We start from the raw sequence: 19,796 nt of genomic DNA, 5'->3' as shown, positions 1-19,796 counted from the left end.
CCGCCCGCTTTCACATCGGTGGATTAGCGGATTTATGTCAGACACTGTTACCTTATTCATCATACCAATACAATTGACTGGTAGGATGAAAGCGCATAATCATCCACTATCTGCATGCAGCAGTGTTTTTTGGGAGGAAGACAATGCACTTTTTCAAGGCCGCCATCCTGGCGGGTACAGTTGCCATGATCGCGGCAGGCTCAGCCTTGGCTGCCGACATCAAAATCGGCTTTGTCGTCAAGCAACCGGAAGAACCATGGTTTCAAGACGAATGGAAATTTGCGGAAGTAGCCGCGAAGGAAAAAGGCTTTCAGCTCGTCAAGATCGGCGCAGAAGACGGCGAAAAAGTGCAGTCCGCGATCGACAATCTGGGTGCGCAAGGCGCGCAAGGCTTCATTATCTGCACGCCGGATGTGAAGCTCGGTCCCGGCATCGTGGCAAAGTCCGCGGCGAATAACCTAAAGCTCATGACAGTGGACGACCGGCTGGTCGGCGCCGATGGCAAGCCACTCGAAGCCGTGCCGCATATGGGGATTTCGGCGACAAAGATTGGTGAAGCTGTTGGGCAGGCGATCGTGGATGAAGTTAAGAAGCGGGGCTGGGATCCAAAGACGGTTGGCGCAATCCGCGTCTCCTATGACCAGCTTCCAACCGCCGTTGACCGCGTCGAAGGTGCCATTTCCGTGCTCGAAAAGAATGGATTTCCCAAGGCCAACATATTCGACGCTCCGCAGGCAAAGACCGATACTGAAGCTGCTCTGAACGCTGCTACGACGGTCCTCAACAAGCATGCAGACATCAAAAACTGGGTCGCATTCGGCTTGAACGATGAGGCGGCTCTTGGTGCCGTACGGGCAACCGAAAGCGTTGGCATTGCACCTGAAAATGTAGTGGCCGTTGGCATCGGCGGTGCGGAGTCGGCCATCAACGAGTTTAAAAAGCCAAAGCCCACCGGCTTCGTTGGAACCGTGATTATCTCGCCGAAGCGTCACGGCTATGAAACCGCGATTAACATGTATGAATGGGTTGCGAATAACAAGGAGCCTGAAAAGCTGATCTTAACTGCCGGTCAGCTTGCACTGCGCAGCGATTATGCAGAGGTGCGCAAGCAACTGGGTATCGAATAGGTCCAACAGGGTCAATTAACCGAACTGGTCTGGCGGCAGACGCCGTCGGACCAGCCGTCGTGAAAGGGGCAGGCGTGGCAGATTTTCTGGAATTTCGCGGAATTTCCAAAGGATATCCTGGCGTTCAGGCTCTCTTGGACGTCAGTTTTGGCGTTGCACGCGGTACCGTTCATGGATTGATGGGTGAAAATGGTGCCGGCAAGTCGACATTGATCCGTCTTCTTTCTGGAGATCAGCATGCCGATAGCGGTGAAATCATAATTGACGGCACGGTGCAGACCTATTCTTCCGTGCGCGACGCCTTTGATGCCGGCGTTCTCGTCATTCATCAGGAGCTGCAGCTTGTTCCGGAATTGACTGTTGCAGAGAACCTTTGGCTTGGCCGCTTTCCAGCTCGTGCAGGTGTGCTCGACCGCAAGCGGCTTATCTCAGAAGTCAGCGCGAGGTTGCGCGACTTCGGGATCGACGTCAGTCCATCGGCCAAGATCGCATCGCTGTCGATCGGCGAGCGACAGATGGTTGAAATCGCGAAGGCTGTGATGCTCGACGCGCGGGTCATTGCGCTGGATGAACCAACCTCTTCGCTCTCTTCCAAGGAAAGTGAAATTCTGTTCTCGCTCATCGCGCGGCTGAAAGCGGGGGGTACCGTCATTCTTTACGTCTCCCATCGGCTCGACGAGATCTTCCGATTGTGTGACAGCATGAGCGTTCTACGGGACGGCAAACTCGCGGCCCATCATCCCAATATCTCGGCGATCAGCCGGGATCAGGTCATTGCCGAAATGGTCGGCCGCGAAATATCGAATATCTGGGGCTATCGACCCCGACCGCTTGGCAATGTACGGCTGACGGTTGAGAACCTTTCAGGGCCTCGTCTTCCCAAACCCATTGGGTTTGAGGTGAAGGCAGGTGAAATTTTGGGCTTCTTTGGTCTAATCGGCGCGGGACGAAGCGAGATGACACGCCTTATATTCGGCGCGGATATCCGGCGCTCGGGACGTGTCCTCATAGACGGAAAGGCGGTTGCGCACGACAGTCCACCATCCGCCATCCGTGCCGGTCTCGTTCTATGCCCGGAAGATCGCAAGCATGAAGGCATCGTTCAGGGGCGGTCTGTTGAAGAGAATATTGCTATTTCCGCACGCCGCCTGTTTTCGCCTTTCGGGCTCATTCGACCGAAGAAGGAGGCGGCATTGGCTGATCGTTTCATCGGTCAACTGAGAATCCGTACGCCCTCGCGCCAGCAGGACATCGTCAATCTTTCTGGTGGCAATCAGCAGAAAGTCATTCTCGCACGTTGGTTGGCGGAGGAGGGTGTCAAAGTCCTTGTGATCGACGAGCCAACGCGCGGGATCGATGTCGGTGCAAAATCCGAAATCTATGCGCTTCTTTATGATCTGGCGGCAAGCGGCATTGCTATCGTCGTCATATCCAGCGAACTGCCGGAAGTCATGGGGATCACCGATCGCATCATGGTGATGTGCGCAGGTGAGGTCACCCGGGAGTTTCAGCGCGCCGATTACGATGAGCGGGCCATCTTGGCCGCCGCCTTCCCCGATAGGCGTCAAGACGTCGCTTGAACCCGAATTTTGATCCGCCTTTGACAGAGAGCCGGCACATGCAATCAATCAAGAAAATTCTTCTCGGCGAACAAGGGCTGGTCGTCATCTTCGCGCTCGCCTTCGTTCTTGTGTCGGTGACCGTGCCGAATTTCCTGACCGAGCGTAATATGCTTGGTCTGCTTCAGTCGGTGGTTACGATCGGGATCGTTGCCTGCACGATGATGTTCTGCCTTGCCTCCCGAGATTTCGACTTGTCGGTCGGTTCGATCGTCGCCTTCTCGGGAATGGTGGCGGTCATGGCCTCCAACACAACCGGCTCGATCTTTCTTGGGCTTCTGGCCGCGATTGCCTGCGGGGCGATTGTCGGCTTCATCAACGGCGTGGTGATTGCCCGATTTCGCATCAACGCCTTGATCACGACCCTTGCCACCATGCAGATCGTCCGTGGTTTTGCACTTATTTCCTCAGATGGCCGCGCCGTTGGGATCAACGATCCTGCATTTTACGATCTGGCCTTGTCACGTTTCCTTGGCGTGCCGGCTCCGGTTTGGCTCATGGGCCTCTTTTTCGTCATCTTCGGCTTCGTGCTTAATCGCACGATCTTTGGAAAGAATACGCTGGCGATCGGCGGAAATCCGGAAGCTGCGCGCCTTGCTGGCGTTAATGTCGTCACGATGCGGATCTGGATCTTTGCCCTGCAAGGGCTCGTTTGCGGCGTTGCCGGTATTTTGCTTGCCTCGCGCATCACCTCCGGTCAGCCGAACGCCGCGACTGGTCTTGAACTTTCCGTCATCTCCGCTTGTGTCCTCGGCGGCGTTTCGCTTGCCGGCGGACGCGCCGCGATGACCGGCGTGATTGTGGGCGTGCTCATCATGGGAATTGCGGAAAACGTGATGAATCTCTTGAATATTCAAGCATTCTATCAGTATGTCGTGCGTGGCATCATTCTGCTGATTGCTGTTCTTCTCGACAATCTGCGTGTTTCAACAGGTGTCCGCGGGCGCCGCTAGGACATGCTATGTCGGACATCGTCGAATTGCGGAATGGAGATTGCAGGGCGGTGGTTTCGCCGGCCGCCGGTGCGGTTCTCAGCGCTGAGGTGCGGGATGAATTGCTCCTGATACCGGTAAAGACGCCGGGCCTCGCCTCGCAGCGGCATGGCCGCGAGGCCTGCTTTCCTTTGGTTCCGTTCGGCGGGCGTGTCGAGGGCAACGCCTTTCAGTTTGATGGCAGACATCATCTCCTTGCTCCAAATACTGAAGACCCATTGGTTCTGCATGGCGACGGCTGGCTGCGCGAGTGGGACGTCGCTGAGGTTTCTGAAAAGCATGTGGACCTGACATTCGAACATCAAGATAACGAACGTTCGCCTTACGCCTATCAAGCCGCACAGCGCATCGAGATTTCAAACAATGGCTTGCGCCTTAGCCTCTCAGTCGAGAACCAGGGGCGGCAAGCTCTTCCGTTCGGCATTGGCTTTCATCCCTATCTTCCGGCGACATCAGATTGTACTGTGCAATTTGATGCCGGTGCTTATTGGACAGAAAGACAAATGCATCTGCCGGGTGAAAAACGTGCGATGGATACGGATAACGATTTCTCTCAGCCGAGGACGGTGCCTGATCGTTGGATCAACAGCTGTTACGAATCGTGGTCCGGTTTCGCCTCGATAAGGTACAGCTCCGGCTCCATGATCCGGATAAGCGCCGATCCGCTCTTCAACCGCCTGATGGTATACAAACCGGCCGGTCGGCACGATTATCTGTGTTTGGAGCCGATGAGCCATCGCCCAAACTCGCATGCCTGTCCACTGTTAGATGGTCTGGTTGCATTGCCGTGCGGCCACCGGCTTAGCGGTTCTATAAGCATAGAGCGAGTTTTGATCGACGACAAGGTCTTGACTCATAACGCCTAAAGCAAATCGGAAATACCGATCAAGGCCCTGAGGCGCGGTCAGTTACGCAACGGAAGTGAAGCCCATCATCGCACCGCTATCATTGTGCTATCGTACCGCAAAGATGTCGATGCGGAAGAAATTGCCCGATGCCTCGACCAAAACGTGCTCTTTAAAAGAAATGCTTTGGAAGATAGCTGCATCCAAGGGACCCAGTTCTCGCTCATCGATGCGCGCGGCGCTTAAAGCGAGTAGGATCGTCACCTCTGCAGTCTGGTCGAAGGAGATCTGCTGCAGTCCCTCGACCTTCTTCACGCGGTGCGAAAACCGACCGCGGCGCGTCATAATGTTAAGATCCTTGATCGGGCCGTTCAAAAGAGAGGCACTGGTTTGGACATCTCCAGGAAACGAGAATGGTTGCGAGCCGATGTTCAGCGAGATGGGATCAGCACCGGCAACCGAAAGCTTAATTCCTTGCCCCTCGATGACACTCAACGTGCGATCTATGTCATCGAAGAGTGAAAATGGTCCATCAGTATCGACTGAGGCTGTGCTGACGCGCCAGCCAAAGTCGCCAATTGCCGCATTTGATGGGAAAACGGCGATTTCTACCGTCTCCCCTTTTCCGTTCTTCCACGGCATGTGCTTGTGATCGCAGGCGCGACGTAGTTCCAAAAGCCCTGTCTCCGTGCCAGCTGGTTTATGATCAATTGCCGAGAATGCCTGGCAACCGCAGACCTTTTTCTTTCGCGCAGTCGATGGCAATGTCGTAACCTGCATCGGCATGACGCATGACGCCGGTTGCCGGATCATTCCATAAAACACGTTCCAAACGACGTGCTGCATCGTCCGTACCATCTGCGCAAATAACAACGCCCGAATGTTGCGAGAAGCCCATCCCGACCCCACCGCCATGGTGCAGCGAAACCCAAGTTGCCCCTGATGCGGTATTGAGAAGCGCGTTGAGGAGCGGCCAGTCGGAAACGGCGTCGGATCCATCTTTCATCGCTTCCGTCTCGCGATTGGGCGAGGCAACAGAGCCGGAGTCAAGATGGTCGCGACCGATCACGATCGGCGCTTTCAGCTCGCCATTTTTGACCATCTCGTTGAAAGCAAGCGCGAGGCGATGACGATCTCCCAGTCCAACCCAGCAGATACGTGCCGGAAGGCCTTGGAAGGCGATCCGCTCACGCGCCATATCGAGCCAGTTGTGAAGATGCTTATTATCGGGCAGAAGCTCCTTAACCTTGGCATCCGTCTTGTAGATATCCTCGGGATCCCCCGACAGGGCTGCCCAGCGGAACGGGCCGATGCCGCGGCAGAACAGCGGACGAATGTAAGCCGGGACGAATCCTGGAAACGCGAAGGCATTCTCCAGCCCTTCATCCTTGGCGACCTGGCGGATATTGTTGCCATAGTCCAAGGTTGGAACGCCAGCATTCCAGAAGTCGACCATCGCCTGCACATGCACCTTCATCGAGGCGCGTGCAGCTGCCTCGACTGCTTTGGGATCGCTCTCCTGCTTGGCGCGCCATTCACCGACCGTCCAGCCGGAGGGCAGATAGCCATGCACTGGATCATGTGCCGAGGTCTGGTCGGTGACAATATCGGGACGAACGCCGCGGCGCACGAGTTCCGGAAAGATGTCAGCGGCATTGCCGATCAGCCCGACAGACTTTGCCTCGCCTGCCTTTGTCCAGGTGTCGATCATGGCAAGTGCTTCATCCAGTGTATGCGCCTTTGCGTCGACATAGCGGGTCCGAAGGCGAAAATCGACACGGGTCTCGTCGCATTCGACCGCCAGGCAGCAAGCGCCGGCCATTACAGCAGCAAGTGGTTGCGCACCGCCCATGCCACCCAATCCGCCGGTCAGGATCCATTTGCCTTTGAGGTTTCCGTCATAGTGCTGGCGACCGGCCTCGACGAAGGTCTCGTACGTGCCCTGAACTATACCCTGCGTACCGATATAAATCCACGAACCGGCAGTCATCTGCCCATACATCGCAAGGCCCTTTTTATCGAGCTCGTTGAAATGCTCCCAGGTCGCCCAATGCGGAACGAGGTTCGAGTTTGCGATCAAGACGCGCGGTGCGTCCTTGTGCGTGCGGAACACGCCAACCGGTTTGCCCGATTGAACGAGAAGTGTTTCATCCTCGTTAAGATCCTTCAGTGTCGCGGCGATACGATCGAAGTCATCCCATGTGCGGGCGGCACGACCGATCCCGCCGTAAACGACAAGTTCATGCGGGCGCTCAGCTACATCAGGATCGAGATTGTTCATCAGCATCCGAAGCGGTGCTTCGGTCATCCAGCTCTTGGCATTCAGTTCGCTTCCCCGTGGGGCGCGAATCTCGCGTTCATTATGGCGCGGATCGGTCATTCGAGTTCTCCCTCTTTATTGCTTTAAGCTGTGCGCGGCATCTTCCATGCGCGTCAAAATTTCTTTCAAATGGAAGCGCAATCGGTCGGCTTTGCTCTTGTCGTAAGCAAATGGCGGCGCCTCCGTTTCAAGATGTGTTGATTGTGCCAGCTCCATCTGGATGGCATGAACCTGCTGTTGAGGCTGGCCATAATGACGGGTCGTCCAGCCGCCTTTGAACCTGCCGTTCAGTACACTCGTAAAGCCGGCGGCATCGCACGTCACGTTAACGGCAATCTGTTCGATCGATGGATCGCAGGTTTTGCCCATGTCAGTCCCGATATTGAAATCAGGAAGCACGCCTTCAAAAAGGAACGGGATTTTCGAGCGGATAGAATGGCAGTCATAGAGGATCGCGACGCCGTGAATCGCTTTGACACGCTCTAACTCCCGAAGCAGCGCTTCATGATAGGGGCGATGAAACTCTTGCAGCCGGTGAGCGATGTCTGTTTCAGTCGGCTCTTCACCAGTTTTCCAGATCGGAGCACCGTCAAAATCTGTCGTCGGCACAAGCCCTGTCGTATTCTGTCCCGGATAAAGGCTGGCCCCTGATGGATCGCGATTGGCGTCGATGACGTAGCGGTGAAACGTGGCTCTGACGGTTGTGGCGTCATTGAGCAGGCCATCGTAAAGCTCATGAATATGCCAATCGGTGTCCGCGAGGAGCCGTCCGTTTTCGTTCAGTCTTTGCGCAATTTCTTCTGGCACAAAAGTACCGGTGTGGGGCAGGCCCAGGATCACGGGCGAGGAGCCCTGCCTTACGTCAACGACATTCATTCAAGCCTCCAGCTTTGGAAGGATACCATCGGAAACGGAAGAGATAAGGTTTCCGGACGAAACGAGATCGCTCGCTATGGCAAGGTCCGGGGCCATGTATCGATCATCTTCGAGGCTTGGGATCGAGGCGCGCAACGTCGCCATTACTTTCTCAAGTTCCTCGCTTGTCTTCAGCGGGCCGCGCAGTTCGATACCCTGAATTGCGGTCAGTGCTTCAATGCCAAGGATGGTGAAGAGGTTTTGCGTCATAGCGAGCAGACGGCGTGCCCCATGGCATGCCATCGAGACATGATCCTCCTGATTGGCGGAGGTTGGTGTGGAATCGACCGATGCTGGGTGAGACATCTGCTTGTTTTCGCTCATCAGCGCAGCCGAAGTGACTTCCGCAATCATCAAGCCGGAGTTGAGGCCGGGCTTCTTCGACAAGAATGCCGGCAGCCCATATGAAAGCGAAGGGTCGACGAGCAGGGCGATTCGCCGCTGTGCAATCGCTCCGATTTCGCAGATGGCGAGTGCCGTTTGATCTGCGGCGAAAGCAACCGGTTCTGCGTGGAAATTGCCGCCGGAGACGACGGAGTTATCCGACAGAACGAGTGGATTGTCAGTTACGGCATTGGCTTCGATTTCCATCGTCCTTGCCACCTGGCGCAGAAGATCAAGGCAAGCGCCATCGACCTGAGGCTGGCAGCGGATGCAGTACGGATCCTGAACGCGCTCGTCGCCCTCGATATGGCTCACCCGGATCTCGGAGCCTTCCAGAAGCTGCCGTAGTGCGGCACCGGCATCGATCTGGCCTTGGTGGCCGCGAAGCGTGTGAATATCGGGGTGGAATGGAGCGGAAGAACCCATTGCCGCATCGGTCGACATCGCACCGGTGACCAACGCGGTTTGCGCTGCCCTGTGCGCTCTGAAGAGGCCGGCAAGCGCGAGCGCCGTCGAGGTTTGCGTTCCATTGATGAGGGCGAGCCCCTCTTTGGCTGCCAGAACGACGGGCTTCAGGCCAGCGGCTGCCAGCGCCTCGGCGCCGGGCTGTCGCTTGCCTTGGTAAAAGGCTTCTCCTTCTCCCATCATAACGGCGGCCATGTGCGCCAACGGCGCGAGATCTCCCGAAGCGCCAACAGACCCTTTTTCAGGAATGACTGGCGTAACGCCGCTTTCCAACATCGATTCGATGAGCCGAACAAGCTCAAGCCTGACGCCGGAAGCGCCGCGTCCCAGCGAGACGAGCTTCAAGGCCATGATCAGGCGAACGACATTTTCAGGCAGCGGCTCCCCGACGCCGCAGCAATGGGATAAAATCAGGTTGCGCTGCAGGGTTGCGAGATCTGCTGAATCGATCTTGATGGACGCTAATTTCCCAAAACCGGTATTGATCCCATAGACGGGCGCGTTTCCAGCCGCGATTTCCGCGATGCGTCGTGCGCCCTTTTCGATAGCCGCATCGAAAGAGCGGTCGAGCTTTGCCGATGCGCCATTCCAGTAAATGTCAGCCAAAACCGTCAGGCTCACCGTCCCCGGCTGCAGAACAACGCTCATGATAGGCTTTCTCCCTTAAAAATACGCGCATGCACCGGATTGAACCCGATGCGGTAGACCAGTTCTGCCGGGCGCTCGATATTCCAGATCGTAAAGTCTGCGGACTTGCCAGCCTCCAGCGTTCCGGTCTCATGTAAAAGGCCAAGCGCACGGGCCGCTTCCCGCGTTGCACCGGCAAGGCATTCCTCGACCGTGAGGCGGAAAAAGGTCGCAGCCATGTTCATCGTCAAAAGCAATGATGTCAGCGGCGATGTGCCTGGATTGCAATCCGTGGCAATGGCAATTTTTGCCCCCGCCTGACGCAAGGCGGCGATCGGCGGCAATCGGGTTTCCCTGATGGCATAAAAAGCGCCCGGAAGCAGAACAGCAACAGCGCCTGCAGCTGCCATTGCAGCGACACCCTCGTCATCGAGATATTCGAGATGATCTGCAGACAGCGCGCTAAAAGATGCCGCAAGTTTTGCTCCGCCCAAATTCGACAGTTGCTCTGCGTGAAGCTTCACCGGCAGACCGAGGGATTTCGCCTTTTCGAAAACGAGACGCATTTCCTCCACGGAGAAGGCGATGCCTTCGCAGAAGCCGTCGACAGCATCGATCAGCCCGGCTGAATGGCCCTGCTCCATCCCAGGGAGAATTACTTCGTTGATATAGTCGCCGTTGCGATTCTTATACTCGGCTGGCGTCGCATGTGCCGCAAGATAAGAGGTCACGACGCGAACGGGACGCATTTTCTCCAGCATACGCGCAACGCGCAGCATCTTGAGTTCCGAGTCGATCGAAAGGCCGTAGCCCGACTTTATTTCTATGGTTGAGATCCCTTCTGCGAGCAGGGTATCCAGCCGGGGCAGCGCCTCAGCCGCAAGCTCCTGTTCGCTGAGAGCTCTCGTGCCGCGAACGGAAGAAACGATCCCGCCCCCTGCCTTGGCGATCTCTTCATAGGTGGCGCCGTTCAAGCGCATCTCGAATTCCATGGCGCGATTGCCGCCGAAGACCAAATGAGTGTGGCAGTCGATCAGCGAGGGCATGACGACGCGCCCTTCACAATCGTGAACAGTCGAAAATTCCTTGGCGTCGAAAGGCATGGAGGCCTCTGGCCCAACATAAGCAAGACGACCATCGTCGACGACGATTGCCCCTGCCTCAATTGGATCAAGCCCGGGACGATCTTCTGCCAACGACAGTATGCGTGCATTTCGCCAGAGGCAGAGGCGCTTGGAACCGGGGGAGGCTGAATTTTCGCTTTCGCTCATTCCGATTTGCCTTTCATTCTCTCTCAACATGTATATACATATTTTTGACGTGACAAGGAAAATCTGCGCTCTTCGCAGCATGGCGAGGGCAGGATTGACGGGAGCCCAAGGGGATGTCGATGAGCACGACTTTATTTGCAGGTCAGGCACTGTTGCCGCATGGCTGGGAAAGCAATGTGCGCTTGACGATAGCGGATGGTGCAATTGCGAATGTAGAAGCCGGGGCATCGCCGGGCGCCGGCGATGAGCGCCACGCCGTCCTTGTTCCTGCGATGCCAAACATTCATAGTCACGCCTTCCAGCGTGCCATGGCTGGGCTCGCAGAAATTCGCGGGTCTGAGGGCGATAATTTTTGGAGCTGGCGGACAGTGATGTATCGCTTTGCTCTTTCAATGACCCCGGATCACGTCGAAGCCGTGGCGGCCCAGCTTTACATGGAAATGCTCGAAACCGGCTTTTCGCGTGTCGGCGAATTTCATTACCTCCATCATGATAAGGACGGTAAACCCTACGCAAATCCTGGTGAAATGGCCGAGCGTATTGCGGCAGCATGCACGGAGACTGGTCTGGGTCTGACTTTGCTGCCGGTTTTCTATGCTCATTCAGGTTTTGGTGGTTCTGCACCCATTGAAGGGCAGCGGCGTTTTATCAACGATCTCGACCAATTTTCGCGCCTTATGGAAAATTGCCGGACGATCGTCAAAGCTCTACCGGGCGCGCGTCTCGGTGTTGCTCCGCACAGCCTACGCGCAGTTACGCCAGATGAGCTTTCAGCGCTCCTATCCGTTGCCGAAGGCCCGATCCACATCCATATTGCGGAACAGGTCAAAGAAGTGGAAGATTGCGTAGCCTGGTCAGGCGCAAGACCGGTCGAGTGGCTTCTCGATCATGCGCCGGTAGATAAAAACTGGTGCTTGATCCATGCGACGCATTTGATTGAGCGTGAGGTCAAGGCGATGGCCAAAAGTGGTGCCGTTGCAGGTCTGTGCCCGATCACGGAAGCAAATTTGGGTGATGGAACATTCGAAGCGCCAGGCTACCTAGAGAACGGCGGAAATCTCGGTATCGGGTCGGATTCCAATGTGCTTATCNAAGTGGTGCCGTTGCAGGTCTGTGCCCGATCACGGAAGCAAATTTGGGTGATGGAACATTCGAAGCGCCAGGCTACCTAGAGAACGGCGGAAATCTCGGTATCGGGTCGGATTCCAATGTGCTTATCTCTGTAGCCGGCGAACTGCGACAGCTTGAATATTCGCAGCGCCTGGCGCGGCGCTCTCGTAACGTCATCGCCGCAAAGAATGGTTCTGTCGGCCGCCGGCTTTTCGATTGCGCCCTGTCCGGCGGCGGCATGGCGCTGCATGCGCCGAGCAATCTATCTGTCCGATCGCAGGCGGACATCGTTTCCCTCGATATCAAAGCAGCGCCCTATCTTACCGCAGACAATATTCTCGATCACTGGCTTTTTGCCGGCGGCCCATGTGTCGAAAGTGTTTGGGTGGCAGGGGTTAAGAGGGTGGAGGGCGGCCGGCATGTCAACCGCGAGGCTATTCACAAACGATTCCTGGCGGCAATGCAGGAATTATTGAACGGCTGACTATTCTTTTACGCTGATGCTATGCACCGCAAAGAAGACCTCATAAAAGTGACAGGCAGCCGTTGAGCGAAGCGACCCTCCATAAAAAAATCCTGACGGACATCGAGCAGCGGATCGTGTCCGGCGAGTGGCCGCCCGGCCATCGGCTTCCATTTGAGATCGACCTTGCCCAGCAATATGGTTGCTCTCGAATGACGATGAACAAAGTCATGGCGGAACTGGTCAGGGCCGGCTTGATCGAAAGACGAAAAAAGTCGGGAAGCTTCGTCACCCAGCCAAAGGCGCAATCTGCTGTTCTCGATATCCATGATATCAAGGATGAGGTTCAATCGCTCAGCCTTGCCTACCGCTACAAGCTTGTTTCACAGGTGCGTCGGAAAGCAAAGGCAAGCGACAAAGCACGACTCGGTCTTGCTGACGACGCCGATATTCTTGATATCACCGCTTTGCACTTTGCGGCCGAAACGCCATTCTGTCTCGAAGAACGGTTGATTAATCTCAGCTGTGTTCCGCAAGCCGCCGACTTCGATTTTAAAGATGTGGCCCCTGGCCCATTTCTTTTGGCGCAGGTGCCATGGACAAGCGCGCAACATCGCATTCAAGCTGTTTCAGCCGGTAAATCCGAAGCCAAGCTGCTCACCCTTGATCCCCGACAAGCCTGTCTTGTCATCGAGCGCCAGACCTGGGGGCAGGGCGGCCCCGTGACGCTCGTCCGCTTCACATATCCCGGGGAACGCCACATTCTGACGGCACGCTTTCAACCCACTGCCACGAGCGATTTACCTGCCTCATCTTAATGAATTGAGCGAGTTGTCGGACAACCTCACCTTCATATTTCTCGTAATATGCGCCCGGTCCCATATACAACTAGAATTCAGGAATTGTGCCGTTGCGGCTTTCCAATCGGTAACGGTGCCCAGGATAAACGATGCGCGCCAGCGAGATGACGTCGCGGCCGGACCAAGTGCGCCGACGGATCATTAAGCATGGTTCCGTCTTAAGCATCATCAGCAGCTTGCATTCCCATGGCTGCGGCATGATGGCCTCGACGACGTGCTCGGAGCCGCTTAACGGCGCCACCTCAGAAAGATAGGCATTCGGCGTCGTCAGCGAGAAATCCTGGGCGAGATAATCCGGGGCGCGCTCGGGATGAACATACCTGTCTTCGATCTGGACCGGTACGCCCTCTTCGTGATGCACGATCAGGGAATGAAACACATCCGCGCCGATTTCAACGCCGAGCGCGTCAGCAATATCAGGTGCTGCGGCCTTTTTTGCCAGCACAACAACTTTTGCCACATGTGCGTGGCCCCTGTCCGCAATCTCATCGGCAATGTTTCGAACCTCGAAGAGGGCCGATACACCTTTTCGTTCCGCAACGAATGAACCGACGCCTTGGACGCGTATCAGTTCGCCCTCATTCGCAAGCTCGCGCAAGGCCCGGTTGGCGGTCATTTTGCTCACGCCGAGCTCGATCACCAATTCGGTTTCGGACGGAACGCGGTGCTTCGGCGGCCATTCGCCGCTGTGGATCTTATCGAGAATGATTTGCTTGACGCCGACATAAAGAGGCGTAGCGTCATTGGCCACAAGGTCTTTCTTGATCAAGCCAGTACGCTTCATTGCCTATCCTCTGGGCATCACAGTCATTTGCTGCAAAAGTAAACTTCTTTCTTGCGCAATTCAAATTTTTTCTTATGGTACCATATACAACTTGGTGAGAGCCAAGCGGCAAGCCGGCGGCAAGATCGGTGACGAAAGTAATGCGAACCAAACTTCAGAGGACGAAGAAAAATGAATTTCCGTAGATCGATTTTGATTGGCTCAGCTCTGTTCGCTGCTTTTGCCATGCCGGCAGCCGCGAAAGATTGGAAGAGCGTCACCATTACCCTTGAAGGCGCTTACGCTCCTTGGAATTTGACGAATGCGGATGGCAGCCTCGGCGGCTTCGAGCCGGAGCTGGCCAAGGTTCTGTGCGAACGGGCAAAGCTCGAATGCAAGCTCGTTGCCTCGGACTGGGATGGCATGATCCCCGCGCTGAATGCCGGAAAGTTCGATGTCATCATGGACGCGCTTTCGATCACTGACGAAAGAAAGAAGATCATCGACTTCACGATCCCTTACGCTGCAACGCCGGCGGCTTTTGCAACGGCGAAGGACGGCCCGCTTGCCAAAGCAGCGGGAACTGGAGCGACGATCAAGATGACGCCTGGCCAGACGGGCGTGAAGGAAATCGAAGCGCTCAAGGAAGCATTCAAGGGTAAGACGATCGGCATTCAGGCTGCGACCGTCTACGCCAAATTCGTCTACGACAACTTCGGATCGATTGCCGAAATTCGCGAGTACAAGACCGGCGCCGACCGCGATCTTGATCTCCAGAACGGTCGCATCGACCTTGGTTTCGACGACGCTGTGTATTTTGCGAATGCCTTTGCTACCAACGATGCGCTTGCATTCACCGGCCCAGAGATCGCGGGCTCAATCTGGGGCGAGGGCGAAGGCCTTGGCATCCGCAAGGCCGACACGGACCTTCGCGACAAATTCAATGAGGCGATCAAGTCTACTCTCGCCGACGGGACCGTCAAGAACCTCTCGATGAAGTGGTTCAAGATGGACGTGACGCCGCAATAACAAACGCGGTCTCCTTCGTAGAGGATCTTCGGCTTGATGCCGAAGGTCCTTGCTCTTGTTCCGCGCGCCGTCGACGGGAGAAGGTCTTATGGCTAGTTTGACGTTGTTGGGCTTCGGTCCGACTGGATGGGGCGCTCTCCTTCTGGTCGCTACACTTTTGACGCTGGCGGTGACGGCTGCCGCGCTTTTGGTTGGTGCTGTTCTAGGAACGTTGGTTGCGGCGGCGAAGCTCTCCGGCAATCTGGTGCTTGTAACGCTCGGCAATTGCTACACGACCGTTTTCAGGGGTGTTCCTGAGCTGCTGATCATTTATCTGATTTACTTTGGCGGATCTTCTGCCGTGACCGCTTTGGGCCAGTGGCTGGGTTACGACGGCTTTCTCGGTCTGCCATCCTTCGCCGCAGGCGCACTCGCTGTCGGGATCATATCGGGCGCATATCAGGCGGAAGTCTACCGCGGTGCCTATCTCGCAATCTCGAAGGGGGAACTTGAAGCGGCATCGGCCATCGGCATGCATCGCTCTTTGAAGCTTCGCCGGATCATCATTCCACAGGTGCTGCGATTTGCGATTCCTGGGCTTGGCAACGTCTGGCAGTTAAGCCTCAAAGATTCAGCCCTTATTTCAGTGACAGGCCTTGCCGAACTGATGCGGACTAGCCAAGTCGCGGCGGGTTCCACCCGGCAGTATTTCCTGTTTTTTATTGTTGGCGGGCTTTTGTATCTTGTTTTGACTAGCCTTTCGGACCGTGTCTTCAATACCGCTGAGCGGCGCGCCAACAAAAGCATGCCGCATTCGTCGATGGGGAATGCGTGATGGATCTGGCTTTCCTTTACTCGACGATGATCACATTGTTGCAGGCCGTGCCGACGACATTGTTGCTCTTTTCTCTGTCAGTTTTCTTCGGCGGCCTTCTCGCCCTTGTCATCGTGACGATGCGCGTTAGCGGCAACCGCCTGCTGTCAGGCTTTGCAAAAGGCTACATTTTCATCTTTCGCGGTTCGCCTCTGCTGATCCAGATGTTTCTGATCTTCTATGGTCTTGGACAGTTCGGATTCATTCGCTACTCGTTTTTGTGGCCATTCCTGCGTGAGCCGATCGTCTGCGCTATTCTATCGCTGGCCCTTTGCACGGCCGGCTATTCAGCAGAAATTTTCCGAAGCGGCATTCGCGCTGTGCCTGCTAAGGAGATTGAAGCCGCCCGCGCGATCGGGATGTCTGGTTTTCTTCTCGTCAGGCGTATCATCGCGCCTGTCGCCTTTCGCCATGCCTTGCCTGCTTATTCCACCGAGATCGTCTTGATGATGAAATCGACGGCTTTGGCCAGCCTTGTCACGGTATGGGAAGTGACCGGAGTTGCGCAGCGTCTGATCCACCAGACATACCGGACGATGGAAGTCTTTCTTTGTGCGGCTTTGATCTATCTCGTCTTGAATTTTGTTATCCTGCAAGCCTTGGCATTGCTGGAATATTCGCTTTCGAAACATCGTCGCGCTGTTGCGCCGGCCGTGAAAGCGTAAAGAGGTTTTCCGATGTCAGATGACGTTCGCCTTTCAGTGCGTAATATCCGAAAGACGTTTGGCACGCATGAAGTCCTGCGGGGCATTTCACTCGACGCTCGCGACGGCGATGTGATCTCGCTGCTTGGTGCGTCGGGGTCGGGCAAATCGACCTTCCTGCGTTGCATCAACCTTCTGGAGACTGCCACGGAGGGGGAAATCTGGGTCGATGGCGAACAGATCCGGATGACCAAGAAGAAGGGGCGCAGCAACCCAGAAAGCCAAAAGCAGGTCGATCGCATTCGCTCTGAACTCGGCATGGTCTTCCAGAGCTTCAATCTGTGGTCGCATATGACGATCCTACAGAACATCATCGAGGGGCCTGTGCATGTGCTGAAGCGGCCCAAGACCGAATGCATTGCGGAAGCGGAGGCCCTTCTGGAAAAGGTAGGCATCGCGGATAAGCGGCATGCCTATCCCGCACATTTGTCCGGTGGCCAGCAACAGCGCGCCGCCATTGCAAGAGCACTGGCGATGAAGCCGAAGGTCATGCTCTTTGACGAGCCAACATCGGCGCTTGATCCGGAACTCGTCGGAGAGGTTTTGAGGGTCATGCGTGCCCTCGCGCAGGAAGGCATGACGATGTTGGTCGTCACGCACGAAATGAGCTTTGCCCGAAACGTGTCAAACCGCGTCATCTTCATGCGCGAAGGCTTGATCGAAAGCAGTGGCACTCCGGATGAGATGTTCTCCACCCACACATCTCCTCTCTTCAGGCAGTTTATTGGCCATTTTGGTAGCGGCCAATGACGGTTGTCCTTGGCAATGCAACGACCTGGCGGGAAATTGCGCGCATCGGCGCTGGAGAAAGCCCCACATTAAGTGATAAGGCGCTTGAGAGGGTCGAACACGCGCGTGAAGTGGTCGAAGCCATCATCGAACAAGGCATCCGCGCCTACGGCATCAACACCGGAGTTGGCGCTTTGTCCGATACGATCGTGGATCGTCCGTCACAAAGCAGGCTGTCGCGTAATATCATTCTCAGTCATGCCTGCGGCGTTGGAACTGCGCTCCAGGCACGAGAGGTGCGCGCCATTATAGCCGCGCAGATTACCAACTTCTGCCATGGTTATTCCGGGGTTCGCTCGGAGGTGGTCCGTCTTCTCACGACGTTGATTGCCCGGGACTGTATTCCGGAGGTCCCTGCAAAAGGGTCTGCCGGCTACCTTACACATAATGCGCATACGGCACTGGTCTTGATCGGCGAAGGCCATGCCTTCGTCGATGGACAGCGCAGAACCGGACGCGACGCATTAAATGCAATTGGAGTTTCACCAATCGTTCTTCAGGCAAAGGAAGGCCTTAGTCTGGTGAACGGTACGGCCTGTGCAACCGGCTTGAGTTCGATTGGTCTTTATCGCGTCGAACGGCTGCTGGACTGGGCCGACGCTGTGGCTGCCCTCACCCTGGAGGCCGTCGGCTGTCAGATGACCGCATTTGCCGAAGATGTGCTTGCCTTGCGACATTCTGCGGGAATCGCGAAGGTCGGGGAAAAGCTCAGAGCGAGACTTCAAGGCAGCGCATTGATTGCGGCGGCGTCTGGCCGGCGTACGCAGGATGCTCTTAGCTTGCGGGCTGTGCCTCATACGCACGGCGCGGCCTGGGATATCTTCGAACGTTGCGGAACGGTTGTCGATCAAGAGCTTGCTTCCGTTACTGATAATCCGGTGGTTTCCGGCACGAAAGACAATCCGGTCGTTTCATCGGAAGCGCATGCTGTCGCTCCAGCGCTCGCTCAGGCCGCCGATGCGCTCGCAATTGCTGTTTCACAGGTTGCGGCTATGAGCGAGCGGCGTATGGACCGTCTGGTGAATCCGCTGGTCAGCGGACTGCCGCCGTTTCTCGCCTCCGATGCGGGAAGCCAATCCGGCTTTATGATCGCGCAATATACCGCTGCCGCGTTGAGCAACGAGAACCGGCGGCTGGCAGCGCCAGCCTCGACCGATGGCGGCATTACTTCGGCATTACAAGAGGACTTTCTGGCGCACCCGACCGCCGCCGCGCTCAAGCTGCTGTCCATCATCGATAATGCAGAATCGATCTTGGCGATCGAGTTGATGGCTGCCGCCCAGGCGCATGACTATCTGGCTCATCAAGGCACACGGGCATCAGGCACCGACGTTCTCTATCAGATGGTGCGTCAGACGGTATCCACCTATCGTGACAATCGGCCACTTGCCGAGGATATAAAGATGCTATCAAAGCTGCTCGCGACTGATCGACCAGCAGATGCTGGGAAAAGTAACAATGACCATAGAATATGATGTTGCGATCGTCGGCCTTGGCGCCATGGGCAGTGCCGCTGCCGCATTTCTTGCTGCAAGAGGCGCGCGCGTTCTCGGTATCGAGACGCACTTTCCTGCACATGCGCTGAGCTCCTCGCATGGCGATAGCCGCTTGATCAGACTTGGTTACTTTGAAGACCCGTCTTATGTGCCGTTGCTTCAGAGAGCCTATCAAAATTGGCGCGCCTGGGAGGCTGCACTGAGGACCGACTTGCTTTTCGTCGCCGGCGTTTTGCAGATCGGCAAGGCAGACAGTAAGATTGTTAGCGGAACTGAGGCATCCTGCAAACTGCATGGATTGCCTTATGAGCGTCTTGACAAGACGGAAACGGAGAGACGCTTTCCTGCATTTAAGCTCGATGAGGGTGAGGTTGCCGTCCTTGACCCGCAAGGCGGCTATCTGAAGCCAGAAGCTGCGGTCATGGGCGCGTTGAAGATTGCTGCCGCACATGGCGCCGAATTACATTTTGGGGAACGTGTCACGGCATTGGAACCTGATGCTCGAGGCGTTTCGATCGTGTCGTCGACGGCGCGCTACCGCGCCAGAAAAATAATCGTTGCAACAGGAGCTTGGGTTGCCGACCTTGTTCCCGCACTGCGCCCATATGCCATGCCAATTAGGCAGGTGGTCGCGTGGTATCAGCCGCAGGATGGCTTCGTCGCGCAAGTCGGCCGGATGCCGTGTTTCCTGAGAGATGAGGGAAACGGTGGATCCTACTTCGGCTTTCCGGCACTTGGCGCTGATGGGGTTAAGATCGGCCGCCACGCGCATTTCATGGAGCCGATCGATCCGGAAAAGCCCAATCCACCCGTCAACGAGAAAGACAGAGCGCTTCTCGATGATTTTGCTGTCAGACGCCTTCTGGGGGTAGCCTCTCATCGTGTGCGAGAAACGACCTGCCGCTATACCATGCTTCCGTCTGAGGACTTTCTCATCGATTTCCTGCCGGGCCATGACAATGTCGTCATTTCATCTGCATGCTCCGGACACGGCTTCAAATTCATGAGCGTCGTTGGCGAAATCCTCGCTGATCTTGCACTCATCGGTGAGACCCAGCTTCCACGATCTTTATTTTCCTTCCACCGACATTTCGGCGCTTGAACAATCTCTCACATAGAAAAGCCCGCCTAACAAGACGGGCTCTCAAATCTACCGAGGTCAGC

General features: G+C 56.0%; 17 protein-coding genes and 2 pseudogenes. 13 read left to right on the top strand and 6 right to left on the bottom strand.

Annotated elements, in window-relative coordinates:
• The first annotated feature begins 143 nt into the window (after positions 1-143).
• The 4 genes from VQ830_RS12120 to VQ830_RS12105 all read left to right on the top strand — a co-directional run bounded on the left by VQ830_RS12120 (position 144) and on the right by VQ830_RS12105 (position 4,604).
• Positions 144-1,127 (top strand): arabinose ABC transporter substrate-binding protein, encoded by a 984-nt coding sequence (locus tag VQ830_RS12120; RefSeq protein ID WP_337268355.1) that lies wholly within the window; start codon positions 144-146, stop codon positions 1,125-1,127.
• 74 nt (positions 1,128-1,201) lie between these two features.
• The gene (araG, locus tag VQ830_RS12115; protein WP_337268354.1) at positions 1,202-2,707 is read left to right on the top strand and encodes an L-arabinose ABC transporter ATP-binding protein AraG; all 1,506 of its coding nucleotides are present in this window, start codon (positions 1,202-1,204) and stop codon (positions 2,705-2,707) included.
• A 38-nt stretch (positions 2,708-2,745) separates the two neighbouring features.
• Positions 2,746-3,699, top strand: coding sequence for an L-arabinose ABC transporter permease AraH (gene araH / locus VQ830_RS12110; RefSeq protein ID WP_337268353.1), 954 nt, complete (start codon positions 2,746-2,748; stop codon positions 3,697-3,699).
• Between the two features lie 8 nt (positions 3,700-3,707).
• Positions 3,708-4,604: an aldose 1-epimerase gene (locus VQ830_RS12105; protein WP_337268352.1), complete on the top strand. Its 897-nt coding sequence runs from the start codon at positions 3,708-3,710 to the stop codon at positions 4,602-4,604.
• Positions 4,605-4,691: 87 nt separating this feature from the next.
• On the opposite strand, the gene VQ830_RS12100 is transcribed toward VQ830_RS12105, so the two are convergent.
• Genes VQ830_RS12100 through hutI form a run of 5 tightly spaced genes read right to left on the bottom strand, consistent with a single transcriptional unit; the run spans position 4,692 to position 10,565 of the window.
• Positions 4,692-5,258, bottom strand: coding sequence for a HutD/Ves family protein (locus tag VQ830_RS12100; protein WP_337268351.1), 567 nt, complete (start codon positions 5,256-5,258; stop codon positions 4,692-4,694).
• A 31-nt stretch (positions 5,259-5,289) separates the two neighbouring features.
• Positions 5,290-6,963, bottom strand: coding sequence for a urocanate hydratase (gene hutU / locus VQ830_RS12095; RefSeq protein WP_337268350.1), 1,674 nt, complete (start codon positions 6,961-6,963; stop codon positions 5,290-5,292).
• A 15-nt stretch (positions 6,964-6,978) separates the two neighbouring features.
• Complete coding sequence (hutG, locus tag VQ830_RS12090; protein ID WP_337268349.1) at positions 6,979-7,779, bottom strand: N-formylglutamate deformylase; 801 nt, start codon at positions 7,777-7,779, stop codon at positions 6,979-6,981.
• Complete coding sequence (hutH, locus tag VQ830_RS12085) at positions 7,780-9,315, bottom strand: histidine ammonia-lyase (protein WP_337268348.1); 1,536 nt, start codon at positions 9,313-9,315, stop codon at positions 7,780-7,782.
• Positions 9,312-10,565, bottom strand: coding sequence for an imidazolonepropionase (gene hutI / locus VQ830_RS12080; protein WP_337268347.1), 1,254 nt, complete (start codon positions 10,563-10,565; stop codon positions 9,312-9,314). Before hutI ends, hutH begins: the two co-directional genes overlap by 4 nt.
• Positions 10,566-10,684: 119 nt before the next feature.
• Here hutI and VQ830_RS12075 point away from each other — a divergent pair.
• The 3 genes and pseudogenes from VQ830_RS12075 to hutC (VQ830_RS12065) form a co-directional block, all read left to right on the top strand.
• Positions 10,685-11,644, top strand: a pseudogene (locus tag VQ830_RS12075) (formimidoylglutamate deiminase); the annotation flags it as partial.
• Between the two features lie 14 nt (positions 11,645-11,658).
• Positions 11,659-12,159: pseudogene (locus tag VQ830_RS12070) on the top strand (amidohydrolase family protein); the annotation flags it as partial.
• 62 nt (positions 12,160-12,221) lie between these two features.
• Positions 12,222-12,956 carry a histidine utilization transcriptional repressor HutC gene (gene hutC / locus VQ830_RS12065; RefSeq protein ID WP_337268345.1) on the top strand — a complete coding sequence of 245 codons (735 nt, stop codon included), beginning with the start codon at positions 12,222-12,224 and terminating at the stop codon, positions 12,954-12,956.
• 70 nt (positions 12,957-13,026) lie between these two features.
• Here hutC (VQ830_RS12065) and hutC (VQ830_RS12060) read toward each other — a convergent pair whose 3' ends face one another.
• A complete protein-coding gene (gene hutC / locus VQ830_RS12060) occupies positions 13,027-13,782 on the bottom strand; it encodes a histidine utilization transcriptional repressor HutC (protein ID WP_337268344.1) in 756 nt (251 codons plus the stop codon).
• A gap of 171 nt (positions 13,783-13,953) precedes the next feature.
• On the opposite strand from hutC (VQ830_RS12060), the gene VQ830_RS12055 reads away from it, so the two are divergent.
• From VQ830_RS12055 to solA, 6 genes are all read left to right on the top strand, one after another.
• Entirely contained in the window at positions 13,954-14,790 is an 837-nt protein-coding gene (locus VQ830_RS12055; RefSeq protein ID WP_337268343.1) for a transporter substrate-binding domain-containing protein, read from the top strand.
• Between the two features lie 88 nt (positions 14,791-14,878).
• On the top strand, positions 14,879-15,604 hold the full coding sequence (locus VQ830_RS12050; RefSeq protein WP_337268342.1) for an ABC transporter permease: 726 nt from the start codon (positions 14,879-14,881) through the stop codon (positions 15,602-15,604).
• Positions 15,604-16,308, top strand: a complete 705-nt coding sequence (locus VQ830_RS12045) for an ABC transporter permease (RefSeq protein ID WP_337268341.1) — start codon at positions 15,604-15,606, stop codon at positions 16,306-16,308. The genes VQ830_RS12050 and VQ830_RS12045 overlap by 1 nt, the downstream gene beginning before the upstream one ends.
• A 12-nt stretch (positions 16,309-16,320) precedes the next feature.
• The gene (locus VQ830_RS12040; protein WP_337268340.1) at positions 16,321-17,097 is read left to right on the top strand and encodes an ABC transporter ATP-binding protein; all 777 of its coding nucleotides are present in this window, start codon (positions 16,321-16,323) and stop codon (positions 17,095-17,097) included.
• A complete protein-coding gene (locus VQ830_RS12035; RefSeq protein WP_337268339.1) occupies positions 17,094-18,611 on the top strand; it encodes an HAL/PAL/TAL family ammonia-lyase in 1,518 nt (505 codons plus the stop codon). The genes VQ830_RS12040 and VQ830_RS12035 overlap by 4 nt, the downstream gene beginning before the upstream one ends.
• Entirely contained in the window at positions 18,595-19,734 is a 1,140-nt protein-coding gene (gene solA, locus VQ830_RS12030; RefSeq protein ID WP_337268338.1) for an N-methyl-L-tryptophan oxidase, read from the top strand. Before VQ830_RS12035 ends, solA begins: the two co-directional genes overlap by 17 nt.
• Positions 19,735-19,796 lie beyond the last annotated feature (62 nt).

This window comes from Oryzifoliimicrobium ureilyticum (assembly GCF_037199735.1).
Classification (GTDB): Bacteria; Pseudomonadota; Alphaproteobacteria; order Rhizobiales; family Rhizobiaceae; genus Rhizobium; species Rhizobium ureilyticus.
This window is presented reverse-complemented; position numbering and strand designations above follow the sequence as displayed.

What these genes read in the sequence shown, in the direction of transcription:
- hutH (WP_337268348.1), bottom strand. Translation starts at nt 9,315, where the DNA reads ATGAGCGTTGTTCTGCAGCCGGGGACGGTGAGCCTGACGGTTTTGGCT.
- solA (WP_337268338.1), top strand. Translation starts at nt 18,595, where the DNA reads ATGACCATAGAATATGATGTTGCGATCGTCGGCCTTGGCGCCATGGGC.
- hutG (WP_337268349.1), bottom strand. Translation starts at nt 7,779, where the DNA reads ATGAATGTCGTTGACGTAAGGCAGGGCTCCTCGCCCGTGATCCTGGGC.
- VQ830_RS12045 (WP_337268341.1), top strand. Translation starts at nt 15,604, where the DNA reads ATGGATCTGGCTTTCCTTTACTCGACGATGATCACATTGTTGCAGGCC.
- hutI (WP_337268347.1), bottom strand. Translation starts at nt 10,565, where the DNA reads ATGAGCGAAAGCGAAAATTCAGCCTCCCCCGGTTCCAAGCGCCTCTGC.
- VQ830_RS12040 (WP_337268340.1), top strand. Translation starts at nt 16,321, where the DNA reads ATGTCAGATGACGTTCGCCTTTCAGTGCGTAATATCCGAAAGACGTTT.
- VQ830_RS12120 (WP_337268355.1), top strand. Translation starts at nt 144, where the DNA reads ATGCACTTTTTCAAGGCCGCCATCCTGGCGGGTACAGTTGCCATGATC.
- hutC (WP_337268344.1), bottom strand. Translation starts at nt 13,782, where the DNA reads ATGAAGCGTACTGGCTTGATCAAGAAAGACCTTGTGGCCAATGACGCT.
- VQ830_RS12055 (WP_337268343.1), top strand. Translation starts at nt 13,954, where the DNA reads ATGAATTTCCGTAGATCGATTTTGATTGGCTCAGCTCTGTTCGCTGCT.
- VQ830_RS12035 (WP_337268339.1), top strand. Translation starts at nt 17,094, where the DNA reads ATGACGGTTGTCCTTGGCAATGCAACGACCTGGCGGGAAATTGCGCGC.
- VQ830_RS12105 (WP_337268352.1), top strand. Translation starts at nt 3,708, where the DNA reads ATGTCGGACATCGTCGAATTGCGGAATGGAGATTGCAGGGCGGTGGTT.
- VQ830_RS12050 (WP_337268342.1), top strand. Translation starts at nt 14,879, where the DNA reads ATGGCTAGTTTGACGTTGTTGGGCTTCGGTCCGACTGGATGGGGCGCT.
- araH (WP_337268353.1), top strand. Translation starts at nt 2,746, where the DNA reads ATGCAATCAATCAAGAAAATTCTTCTCGGCGAACAAGGGCTGGTCGTC.
- hutU (WP_337268350.1), bottom strand. Translation starts at nt 6,963, where the DNA reads ATGACCGATCCGCGCCATAATGAACGCGAGATTCGCGCCCCACGGGGA.